The organism is Francisella sp. SYW-9, from assembly GCF_008711465.1.
GTDB lineage: Bacteria > Pseudomonadota > Gammaproteobacteria > Francisellales > Francisellaceae > Francisella.
The window spans coordinates 310202-330375 of sequence record NZ_VXKQ01000007.1 but is presented as its reverse complement, the minus strand read 5'-3'; the positions used below and the strand labels follow the sequence as shown (position 1 = coordinate 330375).

Genomic DNA, 20174 nt, shown 5'->3' with positions numbered 1-20174 from the left:
ATCGGACTGCAAAAATCCACGAGCAGTCTTATATAATAATAAATAAGGGTTATTTGTATGATTCAAATGCAAACAGAACTCCAAGTTGCTGATAACAGTGGCGCTAAGAGAGTTGAGTGTATAAAAGTTTTGGGTGGCTCTCATCGCAGATATGCATCTATTGGTGATGTGATTAAAGTAACTGTGAAAGAGGCTGCTCCAAGAGGTAAGGCTAAAAAAGGATCTGTATATAATGCTGTAGTTGTGAGAACAGCTAAAGGTGTGCGCAGAAAGGATGGTTCTAAAGTTCGTTTTGACGGCAATGCTGCCGTGCTACTAAATGCTAACGGGCAACCAATGGGAACTCGTATCTTTGGCCCTGTAACAAGGGAACTTCGTACTGAGAAGTTTATGAAGATCGTATCTTTAGCACCAGAAGTATTATAGTTATTTATTGAGGTGTAAGTAATGAATAGATTAAAAAAAGGCGATGATGTAATCGTTATCGCTGGTAAAGACAAAGGTCGCAGAGGCGTTGTTAAGGCATTCGCTAAAGGTGGTTCTTTGGTTTTAGTGGAAGGTATTAATGTTGTTAAAAAACACGTTAAACCTAACCCAAATAGAGGTGTTGAAGGTGGAGTTGTTGAAAAAGAACTTCCAGTAGATGCTTCTAACGTTGCTATCTTTAACCCAGCTACTGAAAAAGCTGATAGAGTGGGTTACAAGTTTGTTGATGAGAAAAAGGTTCGCTACTTTAAATCAAATGGCGAGCTTGTAGACTTATAGGACTAAGTTTTATGGCAAGATTAAAGAATCATTATCAAAAAGAGCTTGTTGCTAAGTTAAAAGACGAGCTTAATGTAGATAATATAATGGAAGTGCCTGCTATTGAGAAAATTACTCTTAATATGGGTGTTGGTGATGCTGCAAAAGACAAAAAGATTATGACTTTTGCATTAAATGATTTGACAGCTATTGCTGGTCAAAAGCCTGTTGTTACTAAGTCTAAAAAGTCAATTGCTGGTTTTAAAATCCGTGATGGATGGCCAATCGGTTGTAAGGTTACTTTACGTGGTGAGCGTATGTACGAATTTTTAGATAGACTTATAACAATAGCTATTCCTAGAATTAGAGATTTTAGGGGTTTAAGTGCTAAGTCATTTGATGGTAGAGGAAACTACAGCTTAGGTATGAGAGAGCAAATTTCTTTCCCTGAGATTGATTATGATAAAGTTGACTCAATCAGAGGCTTAGATATTTCGATAACTACTACAGCTAAAAATGATGACCAAGGAAAGGCTTTGCTTAAAGCATTCGGTTTTCCTTTTAAGTCTTAATCTAAATTGGGGTTTTAAATGGCGAAAAAAGCAATGATTCAGAGAGAATTAAAGAGAGAAAAACTAGTAGCTAAATATGCTCAAAAAAGAGCTGAGCTTAAAGCTATTATTCTTGATGTAAATTCTACTGAAGAACAAGTATGGGAAGCTCAAATTAAACTGCAAAAACTACCAGTGAACTCTTCAGCTTCTAGAGTACAAAGAAGATGTAAAGTAACAGGTAGACCACATGCTGTATACAGAAAGTTTGGCTTATGTCGTAATAAGCTTAGAGAGTATGCAATGGCAGGAGATGTTCCTGGTTTGAAGAAAGCTAGTTGGTAATAAGGAATTTTAAGTTATGAGTATGCAAGATCCTATCGCGGATATGTTTACAAGAATCAGAAATGGTCTTTCTTCTGAAAAGGAAGCTGTTTCTGTACCATTTTCAAAGATGAAAATGGAAATCGCAAACTTCTTAGTTAAAGAAGGCTATGTTAAAGGCTGTGCTAAAGGTACAACTGCTGCTGGTCATCCTTCTATAGAAATTGAGCTTAAGTATCATGCTGGTACTCCAGTGATCGAGATGATCAAAAGAGTTTCTAGACCAAGTTTGAGAATATATAAGTCTCACGAAGATTTACCAACAGTATATGGTGGTTTTGGTGTTGCTATTATCTCTACTTCTAAAGGTTTAGTAAGTGATAGAAAAGCAAGAGCTCTTGGTGTTGGTGGCGAAGTAATTGGCTACGTAGCTTAAGTTAGCAAGGAGATTTGATATGTCAAGAATAGGTAAAAAGCCTGTTGCTATCCCAAGCGGTGTTACAGTTAATGTTGCTGCTGGCAATCAGGTAGAAGTTAAAGGAGCTAAGGCTACTTTAAACAAAACTTTTTCTACTGATGTGACTTTTAATGTTGCAGATAATGAAGCAACAGTTACACCTAATAATAATAGTAAAAATGCAGTTGCCCAATCAGGTACTGCAAGAGCTATCCTAAACAACATGGTTGAAGGTGTAAGTAAAGGTTTTGAAAGAAAGCTAAAAATTATAGGTGTAGGTTACCGTGCTAAAGCTCAAGGTAGTGAATTAAATCTTACATTAGGTTTTTCTCACCCAGTTGTTTATGCTTTACCACAAGGCGTAACTGCAGAGACTCCAGCTCCTACAGAAATCGTTCTTAAAAGTGCTGATAAAGAGCTTTTAGGTAAAGTAGCAGCTGAAATTAGAGACTATAGAAAGCCTGAGCCTTATAAAGGTAAAGGTGTTCGTTATGAAGACGAATATGTAGCTAAGAAAGAAGCTAAGAAGAAGTAGGTAGTAAAGGATAGTATTATTATGGATAAAAAAACTGCTCGTTTAAATCGTAGTAAGCGTACTAGAATTAAGCTAAGAGAATTAGGGCATACTAGACTTTGTGTTTATAGAACACCTAAGCATGTATATGCTCAAGTAATCTCAGGTGATGGTTCTACTGTATTAGCTTCTGCGTCTACTGTAGAGAAAGATGTTAAAGCAAAATGTAAATATACTGGAAATGTTGAGTCTGCTGCAATCGTTGGCGAAGTTATTGCTAACAGATGTAAAGACAAAGGTATCGAGCAAGTTGCTTTTGATAGATCTGGATATAGATATCATGGACGTGTTAAAGCTTTAGCAGAAGCTGCTAGAGAGCATGGTCTACAGTTTTAATAAATAAAATATGGATGATTATTCATTATGTCTAATGAAGTAAAAAAGAACGAAGAGCTGATTGAAAAGTTAGTTAGTGTTAAAAGACACTCTAAGACAGTTAAAGGTGGTAGAATCATGAGCTTTGCCGCACTAACTGTAGTAGGTGACGGTAAAGGTAAAATTGGTGTAGGTAGAGGTAAATCAAGAGAAGTGCCTGTTGCTATCCAAAAAGCTATGGAAAACGCTAAGAAAAACATGGTATCAGTGAATCTAAATAACGATACGTTATGGTATGCTACTATGGCTAACCATGGTGCTTCAAAAGTGTTTATGCAGCCTGCATCTGCTGGTACTGGTATTATTGCTGGTGGTGCTATGCGTTCTGTATTTGAAGCTGTTGGTGTTCATAACGTTTTAGCAAAAACATATGGTTCAACTAATCCTGTAAACGTTGTTAGAGCAACAATCTCAGGCTTGGCGAAAATTAAATCACCAGAACAGATCGCTGATAAAAGAGGCCTGTCTGTTGAAGAGATTCAGGGGTAATTAAAATGAGCGAAGCTAAAACATTTAAAGTTACTTTAGTAAAAAGCCTGATTGGTCGTAAGCAAAACCATATAGCATCTGCTAGAGGTTTAGGTTTAAGAAAGATCAACCACACAGTTGAAGTATTAGATACTCCAGCAAACCGTGGTATGGCTAATAAAATATATTATATGGTTAAGATAGAGGGGTAGTATCAAATGAAATTAAATACAATTGCTCCTGCTGCTGGCTCAAAAAGCGCTCCAAAAAGGCTTGGTCGTGGTATAGGAAGTGGTTTAGGCAAAACTTCTGGTAAGGGTCACAAAGGTCAAAAAGCACGTTCAGGTGGTTACCATAAGGTAGGTTTCGAAGGTGGTCAAATGCCTTTACAAAGAAGACTACCAAAATTTGGTTTCACTTCTGCGTCTAAGAGATTTGTTGCTGAGATCAGACTTCATGAGTTAAATCATGTAGCTGCTGATGAAGTAACTCTAGATACTTTAAAAGATCTTGGTCTTATTAGAAAAGATATTAAAACAGCAAAAGTAATAGCTTCTGGAGAAATCCAAAAAGCTGTTAACCTTAAGGGTATAGCTTGCACAAAAGGTGCTAAAGAAGCTATCGAAAAAGCTGGTGGTAAAGTAGAGTAAGATTTAAAGATATGTCAAAGTTTAATAGTGCTTCTGGTACAACAGGTGAATTAAAATCAAGACTAATTTTTGTAGTTGTTGCTATATTAGTGTTTAGATTAGGTGTATATATTCCTATCCCTAACATTGATCCTACAAAATTAGTTCAAATTATTTCAAATCAACACTCATCAACAAGTGGTTTGATGAGCATGTTTAATATGTTCTCTGGTGGCGCTCTTACTCAAATGAGTATCTTTGCTTTGGGTGTGATGCCTTATATTTCTGCATCGATTGTCTTTCAAATGTTATCAGCTGTATATCCTAAGTTTATAGAGCTGAAGAAAGAAGGTGAATCGGGTCAGAAAAAAATCACTCAGTATACAAGATATTTTACTCTTGCTTTGGCGGTAGTGCAATCATTTGGTATTGTTGCATTTGTTCTGCATCAAGATGGTTTAGTAACAACACATAATATGCCGTTATTTTATTTAACGACTATTGTTTCTGTTACTACTGGTAGTATGTTTTTGATGTGGTTGGGTGAGCAAATCACGGAAAGAGGTGTGGGAAATGGTATTTCACTACTAATTTTTTCGGGTATTATTGCAAATCTTCCATTTGAAATATCAAACACTCTATCTCAGGCAAATCAACATGTAATATCATATTTATCTGTTTGGGTTCTTTTAATACTTCTATTGTTAGTAATAGCATTTGTAGTATTTATGGAAAGCGCACAGAGAAAAATTACTGTGAATTATGCAAAAAGACAGCAGGGCAGAAAAATGTTTGCTGCTCAGACAAGTCATTTGCCTTTGAAGTTAAACATGGCTGGTGTAATCCCAGCGATTTTTGCTTCATCTATACTTATGGTTCCAGGTGTTTTAATCGGTTGGTTATCTAACTATAATTCACTAGGCTGGTTAGCTAATGTTGCTGAGATGCTACAACCAGGTAGTATAGTTTATACAGTAGTATTTGCTGCGACTATTATATTTTTCTGTTTCTTTTATACTTCATTAGTATTTAATCCAAAAGAGACGGCGGATAACTTAAAGAAATCTGGCGCTTATATTTCGGGTGTAAGACCTGGTGAGCAGACAGCTAAGTATATAGATGCAGTTATGACAAGATTGACTTTAGTTGGTTCATTATATATTACAGCTATATGTTTATTACCGATATTTGTAGTGAAATTCTTTGCACAAGGTTTATCATTTACATTCGGTGGAACATCTTTACTAATTGTTGTAGTTGTGATGATGGACTTTATGGCTCAAGTTAGATCTCATATGATGTCAACACAATATGATTCTTTACTGAAAAAAGCAAATCTTAGCGGTAAGAGAAAATAGAGAAATATTTTTTGGAGAAATATAATGAAAGTTAGAGCTTCAGTTAAAAAAATGTGTAGAAACTGTAAAGTTATCAAGCGTAACAGAGTAGTTCGTGTGATATGTACAGACCCTAGACATAAGCAAAGACAAGGTTAATCAGTCAAGCAAAATTAAATAAAGCTTGATTATTTGTTTTTAAAAAGTTATCCTAGCAAGTTACTAAATTGCTTTGATAGCAAATAAATTAAGAATAATTATTTAGGAGTGAATTAGATGGCTCGTATAGCTGGTGTTAATATTCCTGTTCATAAACATGCAGTAATAGGATTAACTTCAATTTATGGAATAGGTAAGACAAGAGCACAACAAATATGTGAATCTTGTAAACTAGATCCGACTGTTAAAATCAAAGAATTAACAGATGAGCAAGTTGAAGCCTTAAGAACAGAGGTTGCTAAATATACTGTAGAAGGTGACCTGCGTCGTGAAGTTTCTATGGACATAAAAAGACTTATGGACTTAGGTTGCTTCAGAGGTAGAAGACATCGTCGTAGCCTTCCTGTAAGAGGGCAAAGAACGAAGACTAATGCTCGTACTCGTAAGGGTCCAAGAAAGCCAATCAAGGCGTAATACAATTATAACTATAAAGATTAAAGGGTAGATTATATGGCTAAGTCTGTTAGATCATCAAAGAAAAAAGTAAAAAGAGTAGTTACTGATGCAGTTGCTCATATTTACTCATCTTTTAATAACACTATAGTGACTATCACAGATAGACAAGGTAATGCTTTATCTTGGGCAACTTCTGGTGGTAGTGGCTTTAGAGGTTCAAGAAAAAGTACACCTTTCGCTGCTCAGGTTGCAGCAGAAAGAGCAGCTGATATGGCTCTAGAATATGGTGTTAAAAATGTAGATGTTTTAGTAAAAGGACCAGGTTCAGGTAGAGATTCAGCTGTTAGAGCTTTAAACGCTAAGAACCTAAAAGTATCAAGTATAACAGATGTGACTCCATTACCTCATAATGGTTGTCGTCCTCCTAAGAAACGTCGTGTTTAATATTTTAAAGGGAAATAAATAATGGCTAGATATCTAGGACCAAAGTGTAAACTTTCTAGAAGAGAAGGTACTGACTTATTTTTAAAAAGTGGCGTAAAAGCTAACGACGAAAAATGCAAAATGAATACTGCACCAGGTCAACATGGAGCAAGAAGAGCGCGTCTTTCTGACTATGGTTTACAGTTAAGAGAAAAGCAAAAAGTTCGTCGTATGTACGGTATTTTAGAAGGTCAGTTCAAAAAATACTATCTTGAAGCTAATAGAAGAAAAGGTAACACAGGTGCTACTTTATTAGAACTATTAGAATCAAGATTAGACAATGTTGTTTATAGAATGGGCTTTGCTGCTACTCGTGCAGAAGCTAGACAGCTTGTTGTTCATAAAGGTATAGTTCTTAATGGACATACTTGTAACGTACCATCTGCTCAAGTTAAAGCTGGTGATATCGTTGCAGTAAGAGAGAAAGCTAAAAAACAATTAAGAATTCAAAATGCTGTTGAGCTTGCTAAAAGCAGAAAAGAACTTTCTTGGATCGATGTAAATACTGATTCATTAGAAGGTACTATGAAAGCTTCTCCAGATAGATCTGAGCTATCATCAGACATAAATGAACAATTAATCATCGAGCTTTACTCTAAGTAATAATAAATAATATTTTATTATCTTTAGTGGCTCTTTATGGCCTTTATTTCAAGGAGATTTTTTAGTGAGTAATAATAATTCAAACCAAGAATTTTTACCTAATATACAGCTTAAAGAGGATTTAGGTGCTTTAGGATATAAAGTACAGCTTTCTCCTGTAGAAAAAGGTATGGCTCATATCCTTGGCAACTCTATTAGAAGGGTTTTATTATCTTCTCTTCCTGGTGCATCTATTATTAAAGTAAATATTAAAGATGTATTGCATGAGTATTCTGCTTTAGAAGATGTCAAAGAAGATGTTGTCGAAATCGTTTCTAACTTAAAGAAAGTAGCAATCAAACTTGACAATGGCATCGAAGGTGTTGAGCTAGAGTTATCTGTTAATAAAACAGGTGTTGTTACGGCTGGTGACTTTAAGACAACTCAAGGTGTAGAGATTATAAATAAAGATCAACCTATAGCTACTTTGACAAATCAAAGAGAGTTCAGTTTAGTTGCAACAGTTGATTATGGCAGAAATGTAGGGATACTTTCAGCTGTACCAATTGAACTAGACAGAATTGGTGATATAGCTGTTGATGCAGATTATAACCCAATCAAAAGAGTTGCATTTGAAGTAATTGATAATGGCGAGAGTGATGTTCTAGAAGTATTTTTGAAAACAAATGGTACTGTAGAACCACTAGTAGCTGTTACAAAAGCTTTAGAATATTTTTGTGAGCAAATGTCAGTTTTTGTATCTCTTAAAGTACCTAGCAATGGTAAAACTGGAGATGCTTTATTAGATTCTAATATTGATCCTATACTTCTTAAACCAATTGATGACTTAGAGCTTACTGTAAGATCATCTAATTGTTTAAGAGCTGAGAACATCAAGTATCTTGGCGATCTTGTTCAATATAGTGAGTCTAAACTTATGAAGATACCTAATTTAGGTAAAAAATCTCTAAATGAGATTAAACAAATATTGATAGATAACAGCTTATCTCTAGGTGTTCAGATTGATAACTTTAGAGAATTAGTTGAAGGAAAATAAATAATAGTATAGTAATCATATAATATTAACTATAAAGGAGTAATTACTATGAGACATCATAAGCAAGGTAGAAAATTTGGTAGAACTAGTAGTCATAGAAAAGCTATGTTTAAAAACATGTCAGCTTCTTTGATCAATCATGAGCTTATCAAAACTACTTTACCAAAAGCTAAAGAATTAAGAACTATCGTTGAGCCTTTAGTTACTTTAGCTAAAAGAGAATATAAATTAAGAAACGAGTTAGATGTAAATTCTAATGAGTTTAAAGCACAATCAGTCGCATTAAGAAGACAAGCATTTGACTTCTTAAGAAACAAAGCAGCTGTAACTAAACTTTTCGAAGAGTTTGGTGCTCGTTATGCAGAAAGAGCTGGTGGTTACACTAGAATCCTTAAGTGTGGTTACAGATTTGGTGATAAAGCGCCTATGGCTTTCATCGAATTAGTAGACAGACCTGAAGTAGAAGAAGCTGCTGACGAAGAATAATTTCTTTTATATCTCAAAAATTCTTATTCAAAAATATCTAAATTTTTACTCTCATTATCCCAAATATATTTGCTAAAATTACTTTATAATTTTTTATTATTTAGTTTATTTATATGGCTCAAAAACTTTACCAGTGTGTAATTATCATATTGGTTATTATCAATTCTATAACTTTAATAACGCAAGTAGATTATGGTAATGTAGATTATCTTAACTATGTTAATATTAGTTTTTCCGCGATCTTTTCTATTGAGTATATTATTCGATTAGTTATATCGCCTAAAAAACTAGTATTTGTTTTTAAATTTTATAATGTTATCGACTTTATAGCTATTTTTTTACCATTGATACTTGCGCTTTTTGGTGTGAATTCCCATGAACTAATAGTGCTTAGGTTGTTACGTATATTTAAAATATTTCAAAATTCAGCAATTATGAATAGATTGGTTAATGTATTTAAGAAAATCTATCTTGAGCTGTTAGTAGCATACTGTTTAATCTTTGTAATATTGATAATCTCATGTGTAATGATGTTTTACGCAGAGCATAATGCGCAACCACAAGTGTTCTCAACTATATCAAAAACATTATGGTGGGGAGTTACAACGTTAACAACAGTTGGATATGGTGATATGTATCCAGTAACTTTGGCTGGTAGACTAATTGCAGCAGCTCTTTCGATGCTTGGTATAGGAGTTTTTGCTATTCCTAGTGGTTTAATAGGTGGGGCTTTTATTGAAGAAATGCGACAAGAACGCGAGGAAGCTGCTAAAAAGAAATGCAAAAGTAATAAAGATTCTTCGCCAAATTAGCCTTTAAAGTGTAATTAGAATAAAAAATTCTTGAAAAAATAATAATAACTCTCATATATACACTGTCATAGATTTTATTTAAATGAATATAACAAAAGAGGGTTATATAAAATGTCAGAAAAAAAATATACTTTTGAAACTGAGGTAGATAAATTACTTCACCTTGTAATTCATTCGCTATATTCAAATCGTGAAATTTTCCTAAGAGAACTAGTATCAAATAGTTCTGATGCAATTGAGAAGCTAAGATATGAAAGTATCTCAAATGCAGAGTTAAGCGAAGGTGACACTGATTATGCAATAAAAGTAGACTTTGATAAGGATGCTAAGACTATTACAGTTAGTGATAATGGTATTGGTATGACAGAGGAAGAGGTTATTGAGAACCTTGGAACTATTGCAAAGTCTGGTACTAAGAAATTCTTAGAGAATTTAACAGGTGATAAGAGTAAAGATAATGAACTTATCGGTCAATTTGGTGTTGGTTTTTATTCATCATTTATCGTTGCTGATAAAGTTACGGTTAGAACTAGAAAAGCGGGTCAAGACAAAGCTCAGGCAACTAAGTGGGTTTCTGATGCGAAAAATGGCTTTACAGTAGAAACTATCACTAAAGAAAAGCGTGGTACAGAGATAACTCTGCATATCAAAGAAGATCAGTTAGACCTACTAGAGCATAACTTATTAAAAGGTTTAGTTCATAAATATTCTGATTGTATCAATACTCCTATTCAGATGAAAAAAGTTGAAACTGATGATAAAGGTGAGCAAACAATCAAAGATGAGTATGAGACTGTAAACAATACTAAAGCTATTTGGTTAAGATCAAAAGATGAAGTAACTGATGAAGAGTATCAAGAGTTCTATAAGTATATATCTCATGATTTTGCAGATGCTTCAATGTGGATACATAACAAAGTTGAGGGTAACCTTGAGTATAACAGCTTACTATATATCCCAGAGAATAAGCCTTTTGACTTCTGGAATAGAGATAAAGATTATGGTTTATCTTTATATGTGCGTAGAGTATTTATTATGGAGAACAAGGAATTACTACCTCCATATTTAAGATTTGTTAAAGGTGTAATTGACTCTGCTGATTTACCACTAAACGTATCACGTGAGATATTACAGCATAATAAAGTTATTGATAAGATCAGAAAAGCGACAACTTCTAAGGTTCTTGGTGAACTTAAGAAGCTTGCTAATAAAGATGCAGAAAAATATCAAAAATTCTGGGATAACTTTGGTCAAGTGCTTAAAGAAGGTATATCTGACGATCACTCAAATAAAGAAAAAATTGCTGGCCTATTAAGATTTGCGACTACAGAGAATGGAGACTCTAAGCAAACAGTTTCTTTAGCTGACTATATTTCGCGTATGAAAGAAGGTCAAGATACTATCTACTATATTACATCTGATAGTCATAAGGCTGCTGCTAATAACCCACAACTTGAAGCATTCAAGAAGAAAGGTATTGAAGTAATCCTTATGTCAGATCGTATCGATGAGTGGATGATGTCTACATTGACTGAGTTTGATGGTAAGCATATGAAGTCTATTATCAAAGGTGATATCGATCTTGATAAGTTTGAGTCAGAAGAAAACAAAGAGAAATTTGAAAAAGAATCTAAAGATTTCAAAAAAATCTTAGAAGAAGTAAAAGAATCTCTAAAAGATAAAGTTGAAGATGTACGTTTATCTAAGCGTCTAACTGATTCTCCAAGCTGTGTGGTTGTAAATGACTATGGTATGAGCTTACACATGCAAAAAATGATGGAAGAAGCTGGACAAGCATTTATGCCTGGTATGGGTATGAAGCCTATCTTAGAGCTTAATGCTGAGCATCATTTAGTACAAAAACTAAAAGATGAAGCTGATACAGAAGTATTTGGTGATATTTCTGAGTTACTTCTTATGCAAGCAATGTTTGTTGAAGGCGCTAAAATAGAAGATCCTATGTCTTTTGTTAAGCTTGTAAATAAATATATCAGATAGTTTTTCTCTAAATATTTTTTCTTTTTAAATTTATACCTTAATTTTTATTATTTTAACTTATACCGTATTCTATAAGTATAGGGTATTTTTATTTGGCGTTTTATGAATAGTGAAATAGATTTTTGTTGGGATGGTTTGCCCAAAACTTGTAAAATTGATACTGAGCTTAAGGCTTTTTATCTTAATATTTTTAATAATCCAAGAAAAGTATCTCGTTGTTGCCCTTATTGCTCTGAAGATGTAAATGATGATAATAAATGTTCTGCACATGCTTACAGTTTCCTAGAAAATAATAAAGTAAGTAAGGATGATTTTGAAAATGATTTGATAGCTATATCTTCTAAATTATCTAAAAACATAAATAAGAAAGATATTGTAAAAAAATATTGCACGAAATTAAAAGAGATAAACAAGAGAGTTTATATCAAGATCTTTTAAAATATTTTAGTGGTTTATATAGCTTAAAGCTAAGCCCTATTAATTGTGGTAAAATAGGCTACAAAATATCAGATTCAAAAGATGTTTTTATTGAATTACATTGTGAAGCATCAAATGGGTTTAATCAATTAGATATAATTTTAGATAATAAAGAGAATATATACACCACAATAGTTGAAAGTATAGAGTTAAAAAACTTTAGAAAATTACGGTTTAAGGTTACTGATAATAATGAAAAACAAATTCCAAATCATCATTTTAAGCAAATAATTATAGACGATATAAAAATAATTCCATATAAATATGATCCTAATTTTACTATAGATAATTTAGAATTTTATAAAAGCAAGTTAGCAAATGATAAAGAAAATTATTTAAATATTCTAATTATAAAGCATCGTTTTACTCCAATAAAAATAACAGTTAAGGGTCCGCAGAAGTATATTTTTTCAAGTATGAAACATGTTTGTTTGTCTTTAAATGGATTTAAAGGAGATTTGCAAGTATTAGATAGTGAACTCTTAGAGTTTGAAACTGATGAGAACAGCAAGCTTAAATCAATTCCATATTTCGACGATAAATCATCAATAAGCCACTCGTTAAATATAGATAAAATAACTTTTGATAATTTGTTAAAAATTGACGGAGATTCTCTAGAGTTTAGCCGTTTAGCAGAATTTTTCAATCGTAATAATGCCTATATGGAGGCACAACAGTTACATAGACACTATTTGTTGGCAAAAGCTAAAGAGTCATTAAAAAAGGAATCTAAAGAAGATAAGAAAACTAATAAAAGTAGACCTTGTTTTTGTAAAAAATGGACAGGCTTATCTGGATTGATTAACATCTATGATTTGATAAATGGTTGTGGTACTAGTTTCGTAAAACCAATTATATGTATGTTTTTCATTTGGATAGCAAATGTTGTAATTTTGCAATACCAGTTTATTGATTATGGGACTGAGGTCTTTTATCATTCCATAAATAATATTTTACCTCTTGCAGGGATATTTATCAGTGCCAATGATATAAAGCAACCATTTGTTATCTTAGCTCTAAAGCTGACTTCTGTTTTAGCAACACTATTATGGTTTTTAATTGCTTTACAAGTTAGAAAATTACTTAGACTGAAAGAATAAATAGTTGATGAGCGTTGGGTAAAACTACCCCGTCAGTCTAACGACTGCCACCCCTTCAAAATTTGAAGGGGAATTTGGTTTAAGGTTGAAGTTTGATATTCCTCTTCGAGTGTCGAAGGGTGGGCTGCGAAGCAGGTCGGGGTAGTACTTTAAATTATCAAATGGATTCCATGGTAAGCCATAGAATAGAAGAATTTTATTAAACTATAATGTAAACTTATCAGTATCTATATATTCAAATTTATGAGTATTTTTTATGAAAATAAATAAATTGCTAGTTAGTGGTGGTGTCCATGGGAATGAGTATACTGGTATCTATATAATTAATCGGTTGAAAAAATATCCATTAAAAGCAAAAACATTTGAAATTATACCTTTATTATCAAACCCAGAAGCTTTTAAATTAAGTAAAAGATATAAGGATCAAGATTTAAATCGATCTTTTTCAACTGAGGATTTAAACAATCTTTCATTAAATACTTACGAAGATCAAAGGGCTCGAGAAATTAACCAAACTTATGGATTTAAATCAGATTCTCCCGTTGATTTTCTAGTTGATTTTCATACAACAACTACAAATCTTGGGAAAACAATAATTACTGATGGTAGAAGCCCATTTGTTAATAAGTTATGTAGATATCTGGCTGAGCAAATTGATGGTCTTAGAGTTATCAAGCATCAAAGTATTACAGACGTGGCGATTAATAATATTGCACCAATGTCCCTAACTATTGAAATTGGAGCTGTACATACAAGTGTTTATGATACACAAGCTATTGAGATAACTACCGAAATATTAAATGAAATTATTAAGTTTGTTGAGATGGCAAACTGTGATGATTTACCAGAAGTTAAAGACTGTAAAGCATATGAACCTGTTAAAGCTATTGCTTTCCCTAGAGATAATGAGGGTAATATTAACGCAGTAATTCATGATAATATTAATGGTAATGATTTTAAGCTAATTAATGAGCAAGATCCAGTTTTTGAATTAATGGATGGCAGTGTTCAATTATTGAATGAGCCTGGAGAATGGTATCCTATTTTTGTGAATGAATCTGCGTATTATGAAAAAGATATTGCTTTTTATCTGACACGAGAAATTGATTTTTAATTTAGATATTTTATTCTGTCACAGGATTTCCCAATAACATATACAAAAGAGCTTTTTGGACAAATTTTCTATTTAAACTTTGTTGGAAAATAACGGAACATTTATCATCAGGAAGATCTTTGCTGACTTCTTTACCTCTTTCCATAGGCATACAATGCATAAAGATAGCATTATCATTTGCGTATGACATTAGTTCTTTATTTACCTGAAATCCTACAAAAGCATCTTCTGCCGTTGGTTCAAAGCCCATGCTACACCAAACATCAGTATATACCGCATCACATTCTTTGACAGCTTCTTTAGGATCATTAAAACCTTTAACAATACTTAGGTCTTGGAGTTGGTCTAAAATTTTCTGATCTGGTTTGTGGCCTTCAGGACATGCGTAATGTACTTCTAAACCGATAGTATTAGCTAATAGCAACAAACTGTATAAGATATTATTAGAATCACCTACATAAGCGATTTTTAGAGAGTCTAAACTACCAAAAACTTCTTTTAGAGTTAAAATATCAGCTAATGTCTGGCAAGGATGATATAAATCTGTCAAAGCATTTATAATTGGAACTTTAGAGTAAGAAACCATTTCCTCAACATCACTATCAGCAAAAGTTCTAATCACAACAGCAGAACAGTAGTTTTGTATCACTCTAATAAAATCTTTGGGTTGCTCATTTTTTCTAGAGGCAGAAACACTCTCGATTAGATTGCCGCCCATTTCAATAATAGCAGCAGAAAAACTAAAACGAGTTCTAAGAGATGGTTTGTCAAAAATCAACGCAACTATCTTATTTTTTAAGGCATTGTTATATTTTTGAGGATTAGTTTTCATATCTTGGGCTATTTGCATTATATTTTTAAAATCTTTAGTTGTTATTTCTGCTCCAGAAAGTAGATGATTAAAAGATAAGTTTTTCATATTCCTCCTCCAAATACACAAGTTGTTCCTAGTTCTTCTGCATTAAATAATATTTTTTTTGTTAAAATTTTCTCTTCATTACCATTTAGTATGCTGATGGTTTTCTTTGAACAATTTAAAAAGTTTTTTATTGAGTCAAGTTTGATGCTCATCCCACCAATAACTGTTTTATTTTCAATTAGTTTTGAAATATCTTTTACTGATAGGCTTTTGATTAGATTGCCATTATTATCAAGTACACCATTTTGATCGGTTATATAGATAAGCTCATCGACATCACAAATAATAGCCAGCTCAGATGCAACGTTATCAGCATTAACATTTACTGACTCAAATTTATCTGTAAGACAAATGGTTGCAACTATAGGTATTAGTCCTTGTGGTAGAGCTTTTAGGATAACTGTAGGATCAACATCTTTGACTAGACCAACATAACCATATTTTTCCTTGTCAATTAGGCTACAAGTAAGTAAGTTGCTATCCTCACCAGAGATGCTAATACCATCTAAATTAATACTACTAAACATTTGTGAGAGTTTTTTATTAACTCTATACAGAGCCATCTGAATTATCTCCATATGCTCTTTTGGGGTAACTCTTAAACCATCTAAAAATTTTGTTTGAAGGTTATGTTTTTCGAGACATTTAGTTATAAATTTACCGCCACCGTGGACAATGATTATTTCTGCACCAGCTTCTTTTAAGTTCTTTATATCAACACATAGGGTTTTCATAACTTTCTCATCTTCAAGCACCGAGCCACCTAGTTTTATTAGGATTCTTTTATTTACTAATTCTTTCATGATAAATACTCCGCATTTATATTTACATACTGCTGAGTTAGGTCACAACCCCATGCTATTGCTTGTTCGTTTCCTTGAGAAAATGTGACATCAATAATTACAGTATCTTCTTTCATTGCATTTTTAAGATTTGTTAAATCATCTAAAATAGGTAGGCCATTAGCGAAGATTTTTTGTCCTTGCATAAATATTTGGCAACTTTCTAGAGTTTGCTCATCTATATCAACTTCACCAATTTTTGCTAAAACTCTTCCCCAATTAGGAGATTCGCCATATACTGCTGTTTTGACTAAAGAGCTAGAAATTATTTTCTTTGCTAACTCTTTGGAAAGCTCTACATTATTTAGACCAGAAACTTTTGCTTCGATAAGTTTGGTTGCACCTTCGCCATCACGAGCAATACTTTTAGCTAAAATAATAGCTATTTCATGCAATGCTTCTTTGAATATCTTTATATCCTCTTTCAATGAGACTTTTACATCACTTGCGCCATTTGCTAGCATAAATACACAATCATTTGTAGACATATCACCATCTACTGAAATCATATTGAAACTGTTATCACTTGATTCTTTAAGGATTTCTTGAGCTAGTTGAATATCTATATCAGCATCTGTTAGAAAATATCCAAGCATTGTCGCCATATTTGGATTGATCATTCCAGAACCTTTGCAAATTCCGGTAATAGTGATTTCTCCTGTGGATAGCTGTATTTTCTTATAGACTGATTTAGGTAGTAAGTCTGTAGTTAGTATTGAGATCGCAAATTTATCAGCAATATTCGATAGGCTATTTACTAGTTTTGGTATCGCAGATGTTATTTTATCAATAGCCATTTGCTGGCCAATAACACCAGTGGAGGCGATCAAAATCTGCTCTGATGAAAAGTTTAGTTCTGTCGCTAAACAATCAACTACTTGTTGATTATGTTTATCTCCTATTTCTCCTGTAGCAGCATTAGCTTGACCACTATTTGTAATTATTGCTTTGATATTATCTGCAGGTAATAAATTCATGCAATATTTAATTGGAGCGGCTTTGTATTTATTTTTTGTAAAAACTCCCACAGCTTTACAGTTATCTTCGGAGATTATAACTCCTAGATCTGGACGATAGAGCCTAACACCACAATTTACACCACCTGCTAAAAATCCTTTTGGTAATTTTGTTCTAAATAAGCTCTCCATATCTATCTCCTTTTTTATAATCCTGTGGTTATAGGAAGCCCGTAATAGTTGTTTAAGTTCTCAATCGCTTGAGTAACAGCACCTTTAAATAAGTTATCAATAAAAGAAAAAATTATGATTTTGTTGTTTTTTAATATAAAACCTAAATGAGTATTAGGTGTGCCAACAACACTTTTAATTGATAAAAATGATGATGCTTCTGAGTTCGTTGTTGCTGCAATATCAATAAATTTAAATAAAGGATAGTCAGTATATTCTTTGTTATAAGCATCACTGACTAAATCTCTAATATCCTCTTTCGAAGCTTGATTATCTAAATTAAGATCTGCATAAATGCTCATAGAAATACCTGAATGAACAGGCAACATACTTGTGTTGAAATAAAATTCATCTTCATTAATATTAAACTCTGCTAAAGATTTTAGAATCTCCGGAATATGTTGATGCTTGCCAATCTTATATGGAAAAAAGTTATTTAGCATCTCTGAGAACATTAGATCTTGTCTAGGTTTTTTCCCAGCTCCAGAGACTCCTGATTTGGCATCTATAATTATATTGTTAGGTTTTACTATCTTATGTTTTAGTAGGGGGAGTAGTGATAATAATGCACATGTCGCATAGCATCCAGGATTTGCTATTATAGTATCATTTTCATCAAAGTTAGCATATGGGGAAAGTCCATATTTAGCACCATGTTCGAGTCCTTCGATAGAGTGAGATAAGTTATACCATAATTTTAAGAGATTTTTATCTAGTCTAAGAGCTCCACTTAGGTCAATGACTTTAACTTTAATATTCTTTGTTTGTAATTTTTCTAAGATATTAATAGAAATATCAGCTGGTGTTGCGAGAAGTAGGAAATCTATAGCAAAATTTTTTGTGCCTATGCTATCTAAGGTATATGTATATGTTTTGTCTTCTTGTGGTGATATTCCTAGGCTTCCAACTAGTTCGAAGTTAGGGTGTTTATTTATTAGCTTTTTAAGAAGTTGACCGGTGTAGCCATTTGCACCTGCTATACACATTTTCCACGTCATGGTTTTATCTTATAAATTTGCGTTTGATAAGTAGCTTAACATTAATAAAATAAAAAGTGAATAATTATTTACTAAAAAAGAATAAATATTTATAATTATGTCAATTTAATATTTTTTTATTCAACTATAATTAGTTGGTATTTAAGTGGGAGATAAGCGATGCAGACAACAATTAATACAATAAAGCAATATGGTGCAAATATTATATTACCTGCACCTATAGCAATAGTTAACGGGGATAATGCTTATGTGTATGATGACACAGGTAAACAATATATAGACATGGCAACAGGGATTTCATCAGTAAATTTTGGTCATAATAACCCTAAGATTCTAGAAGAATTATTCAAGCAAGCAAATAAAATTTCAGTTGTCCCAAGATTATTTCATAATGAGCCATTGGCAAATTTATTTAAAAAAGTCTGCAAATTAACAAATATGGATAAAGCTATAGCTATGAATAGTGGTGCTGAAGCTATAGAAACTGCTATAAAAGTAGCTAGAAAGTGGGGGTATGTTAAAAAGCAAATCCCAGATGGTTTAGCAGAGATAATAACTTTTGATAATAGTTTTCATGGTAGAACAATAACTGCAATAGGTACATCATCGAATCCTGTGTATAAAGATAAGTTTGGCCCTATGCCACAAGGTTTTATTTCAATACCTTTTAATGATTTAGATGCTCTTGAAAAAGCTATTACAAAAAACACAGCAGCAATAATTATTGAACCTATCCAAGGTGAGGGTGGAGTTGTTATTCCAGATGAAGGGTATTTATATAAGTGCCAAGAAATTTGTAAAAAGAATAATGTGTTGTTTATTTTAGATGAGATACAAACAGGTATGGGGCGTACTGGTAGAAATTTTGCTAAAGAGCATTATGGCTTAGATCCAGATGGCATGACATTAGGCAAATCTTTAGGGGGAGGAGTCTTACCAATTTCATTATTTCTTGGTAAAGAAAATCTTATGGAAGTGTTGCACCCTGGTGATCATGGGAGTACTTTTGGAGGGAATCCTTTAGCTTCTGCTATAGCGCATAAGTCTCTTAGCATTTTGGATGAAGAAGCTTTAGCAGAGAGAGCTGGTGCTTTAGGAAGCTTATTTGTAGATGAACTAAAAAAAGTAAATTCTAAATATATTCAAGAAATAAGGGCAAAAGGCTTATTTATCGCTTTACAAATATATCCGCAGTATTTTGAGAATTTTTATCAAGAGCTTTTAAGTTTGGGGGTGTTGTCTGTAAAAACCAGGAATAATACTATTCGATTTTTACCACCATTAACTATAAGTAAAGAGACTATTTTGGAAGTGATACAGATAATAAAAGATTTAAGGCTGAGAGAATAGGAATTTTTCTACATTGATTTTTAGTTTATTTATATTTTTTATTGTTGAAGGAGCAACGAAAACTGTATCATCTCCGGCTACTATACCAATTATCCCAAAGCTATTCTTATTATAATCTAATGTTCTTGCCACTAACTGTGCTGCTCCTGGCGCTGTATCAATAACAACTACCGCTTCATTGGCACTAACATTAATGACTAAAGATGAAATATTATCAGTCATTATTGGTGGAGCAGGCTCATTAGGTATCTTATAAACTAAAGTGTTTTTCTCATTTTTGATTTTAATAGCCCCTAGTTTTTTTAGCATTCTGTTAACCTTAGATTGGCTAGCACTATAACCTAAGTGTTCTAAAGTATCACATATCTCGTTCTGTGAAGAGAATTCTTTGCTAAGAATAAGTTGTCTTAAATCATTATAAATATCTGATTTGTCCATAATATTTTCCTTAAATAGATAAACTTATATCTATACTATCTAATATCTTTTTATACCTATATTAACCCAAAAGAAATATACTACTCTATAACTTGATCATAGAGTTTCATTTTTAAGTATATAACCAATAAGCCCTATGATCGAGTATAGGATGACAAAATGGTTTTATTTGAGTTAACTATACAGTTATTCTCGATGGTTTTTACTAGTAGACCACCAAATTTTAATAATTATCAAAAAAATTATGCTGTATTATA

At 32.6% G+C, this 20174-nt stretch carries 28 protein-coding genes; 23 read left to right on the top strand and 5 right to left on the bottom strand.

What is annotated here, in order from left to right:
• Positions 1-57 precede the first annotated feature (57 nt).
• The 22 genes from rplN (at position 58) to F3D62_RS03420 (ending at position 14183) form a co-directional block, all read left to right on the top strand.
• Positions 58-426: a 50S ribosomal protein L14 gene (gene rplN / locus F3D62_RS03525; protein WP_150466862.1), complete on the top strand. Its 369-nt coding sequence runs from the start codon at positions 58-60 to the stop codon at positions 424-426.
• Between the two features lie 21 nt (positions 427-447).
• Positions 448-765 carry a 50S ribosomal protein L24 gene (rplX, locus tag F3D62_RS03520; protein WP_150466861.1) on the top strand — a complete coding sequence of 106 codons (318 nt, stop codon included), beginning with the start codon at positions 448-450 and terminating at the stop codon, positions 763-765.
• 11 nt (positions 766-776) lie between these two features.
• Positions 777-1316: a 50S ribosomal protein L5 gene (gene rplE, locus F3D62_RS03515; protein ID WP_150466860.1), complete on the top strand. Its 540-nt coding sequence runs from the start codon at positions 777-779 to the stop codon at positions 1314-1316.
• An 18-nt stretch (positions 1317-1334) separates the two neighbouring features.
• Entirely contained in the window at positions 1335-1640 is a 306-nt protein-coding gene (gene rpsN, locus F3D62_RS03510; protein ID WP_072711275.1) for a 30S ribosomal protein S14, read from the top strand.
• 16 nt (positions 1641-1656) lie between these two features.
• A complete protein-coding gene (gene rpsH / locus F3D62_RS03505) occupies positions 1657-2055 on the top strand; it encodes a 30S ribosomal protein S8 (protein WP_150466859.1) in 399 nt (132 codons plus the stop codon).
• A 19-nt stretch (positions 2056-2074) separates the two neighbouring features.
• Positions 2075-2611: a 50S ribosomal protein L6 gene (gene rplF / locus F3D62_RS03500; protein ID WP_150466858.1), complete on the top strand. Its 537-nt coding sequence runs from the start codon at positions 2075-2077 to the stop codon at positions 2609-2611.
• Positions 2612-2632: 21 nt separating this feature from the next.
• Positions 2633-2986, top strand: coding sequence for a 50S ribosomal protein L18 (gene rplR, locus F3D62_RS03495; RefSeq protein WP_072711278.1), 354 nt, complete (start codon positions 2633-2635; stop codon positions 2984-2986).
• 27 nt (positions 2987-3013) lie between these two features.
• Positions 3014-3514, top strand: a complete 501-nt coding sequence (gene rpsE / locus F3D62_RS03490; protein WP_150466857.1) for a 30S ribosomal protein S5 — start codon at positions 3014-3016, stop codon at positions 3512-3514.
• Between the two features lie 5 nt (positions 3515-3519).
• On the top strand, positions 3520-3705 hold the full coding sequence (rpmD, locus tag F3D62_RS03485; RefSeq protein WP_150466856.1) for a 50S ribosomal protein L30: 186 nt from the start codon (positions 3520-3522) through the stop codon (positions 3703-3705).
• 6 nt (positions 3706-3711) lie between these two features.
• Entirely contained in the window at positions 3712-4143 is a 432-nt protein-coding gene (gene rplO / locus F3D62_RS03480; protein ID WP_088771937.1) for a 50S ribosomal protein L15, read from the top strand.
• Positions 4144-4154: 11 nt separating this feature from the next.
• The gene (gene secY / locus F3D62_RS03475; RefSeq protein ID WP_150466855.1) at positions 4155-5480 is read left to right on the top strand and encodes a preprotein translocase subunit SecY; all 1326 of its coding nucleotides are present in this window, start codon (positions 4155-4157) and stop codon (positions 5478-5480) included.
• A 24-nt stretch (positions 5481-5504) separates the two neighbouring features.
• A complete protein-coding gene (gene rpmJ / locus F3D62_RS03470; RefSeq protein ID WP_003017816.1) occupies positions 5505-5618 on the top strand; it encodes a 50S ribosomal protein L36 in 114 nt (37 codons plus the stop codon).
• 117 nt (positions 5619-5735) lie between these two features.
• Complete coding sequence (gene rpsM / locus F3D62_RS03465) at positions 5736-6092, top strand: 30S ribosomal protein S13 (protein WP_150466854.1); 357 nt, start codon at positions 5736-5738, stop codon at positions 6090-6092.
• Between the two features lie 36 nt (positions 6093-6128).
• Positions 6129-6518, top strand: coding sequence for a 30S ribosomal protein S11 (gene rpsK / locus F3D62_RS03460; protein WP_072711284.1), 390 nt, complete (start codon positions 6129-6131; stop codon positions 6516-6518).
• A 21-nt stretch (positions 6519-6539) separates the two neighbouring features.
• Positions 6540-7160, top strand: a complete 621-nt coding sequence (gene rpsD, locus F3D62_RS03455) for a 30S ribosomal protein S4 (RefSeq protein WP_150466853.1) — start codon at positions 6540-6542, stop codon at positions 7158-7160.
• A 64-nt stretch (positions 7161-7224) separates the two neighbouring features.
• Positions 7225-8196, top strand: a complete 972-nt coding sequence (locus F3D62_RS03450) for a DNA-directed RNA polymerase subunit alpha (protein ID WP_150466852.1) — start codon at positions 7225-7227, stop codon at positions 8194-8196.
• Positions 8197-8244: 48 nt separating this feature from the next.
• A complete protein-coding gene (gene rplQ, locus F3D62_RS03445) occupies positions 8245-8682 on the top strand; it encodes a 50S ribosomal protein L17 (RefSeq protein ID WP_150466851.1) in 438 nt (145 codons plus the stop codon).
• A 113-nt stretch (positions 8683-8795) separates the two neighbouring features.
• Complete coding sequence (locus F3D62_RS03440) at positions 8796-9494, top strand: ion transporter (RefSeq protein ID WP_150466850.1); 699 nt, start codon at positions 8796-8798, stop codon at positions 9492-9494.
• Positions 9495-9605: 111 nt separating this feature from the next.
• Complete coding sequence (htpG, locus tag F3D62_RS03435) at positions 9606-11492, top strand: molecular chaperone HtpG (RefSeq protein ID WP_150466849.1); 1887 nt, start codon at positions 9606-9608, stop codon at positions 11490-11492.
• A gap of 102 nt (positions 11493-11594) precedes the next feature.
• The gene (locus F3D62_RS03430) at positions 11595-11930 is read left to right on the top strand and encodes a hypothetical protein (RefSeq protein ID WP_150466848.1); all 336 of its coding nucleotides are present in this window, start codon (positions 11595-11597) and stop codon (positions 11928-11930) included.
• Positions 11879-13069: a hypothetical protein gene (locus F3D62_RS03425; protein ID WP_150466847.1), complete on the top strand. Its 1191-nt coding sequence runs from the start codon at positions 11879-11881 to the stop codon at positions 13067-13069. Before F3D62_RS03430 ends, F3D62_RS03425 begins: the two co-directional genes overlap by 52 nt.
• 256 nt (positions 13070-13325) lie before the next feature.
• Positions 13326-14183 carry an aspartoacylase gene (locus F3D62_RS03420; protein WP_150466846.1) on the top strand — a complete coding sequence of 286 codons (858 nt, stop codon included), beginning with the start codon at positions 13326-13328 and terminating at the stop codon, positions 14181-14183.
• 10 nt (positions 14184-14193) lie between these two features.
• On the opposite strand, the gene argF is transcribed toward F3D62_RS03420, so the two are convergent.
• From argF to argC, 4 genes are read right to left on the bottom strand one after another with little or no spacing between them, the layout of a single operon-like run.
• Positions 14194-15102: an ornithine carbamoyltransferase gene (gene argF, locus F3D62_RS03415; RefSeq protein ID WP_150466845.1), complete on the bottom strand. Its 909-nt coding sequence runs from the start codon at positions 15100-15102 to the stop codon at positions 14194-14196.
• The gene (gene argB / locus F3D62_RS03410) at positions 15099-15905 is read right to left on the bottom strand and encodes an acetylglutamate kinase (protein WP_150466844.1); all 807 of its coding nucleotides are present in this window, start codon (positions 15903-15905) and stop codon (positions 15099-15101) included. The genes argF and argB overlap by 4 nt, the downstream gene beginning before the upstream one ends.
• The gene (gene argJ, locus F3D62_RS03405) at positions 15902-17092 is read right to left on the bottom strand and encodes a bifunctional glutamate N-acetyltransferase/amino-acid acetyltransferase ArgJ (RefSeq protein WP_150466843.1); all 1191 of its coding nucleotides are present in this window, start codon (positions 17090-17092) and stop codon (positions 15902-15904) included. The genes argB and argJ overlap by 4 nt, the downstream gene beginning before the upstream one ends.
• A gap of 14 nt (positions 17093-17106) precedes the next feature.
• Entirely contained in the window at positions 17107-18129 is a 1023-nt protein-coding gene (gene argC / locus F3D62_RS03400; protein WP_150466842.1) for an N-acetyl-gamma-glutamyl-phosphate reductase, read from the bottom strand.
• 159 nt (positions 18130-18288) lie between these two features.
• Between argC and rocD the strand changes: the two genes are divergently transcribed.
• Entirely contained in the window at positions 18289-19479 is a 1191-nt protein-coding gene (rocD, locus tag F3D62_RS03395; RefSeq protein WP_150466841.1) for an ornithine--oxo-acid transaminase, read from the top strand.
• Here the strand turns inward: rocD and F3D62_RS03390 are convergent.
• Positions 19462-19917, bottom strand: coding sequence for an ArgR family transcriptional regulator (locus F3D62_RS03390; protein WP_150466840.1), 456 nt, complete (start codon positions 19915-19917; stop codon positions 19462-19464). The genes rocD and F3D62_RS03390 overlap by 18 nt on opposite strands.
• Positions 19918-20174: the final 257 nt, after the last annotated feature.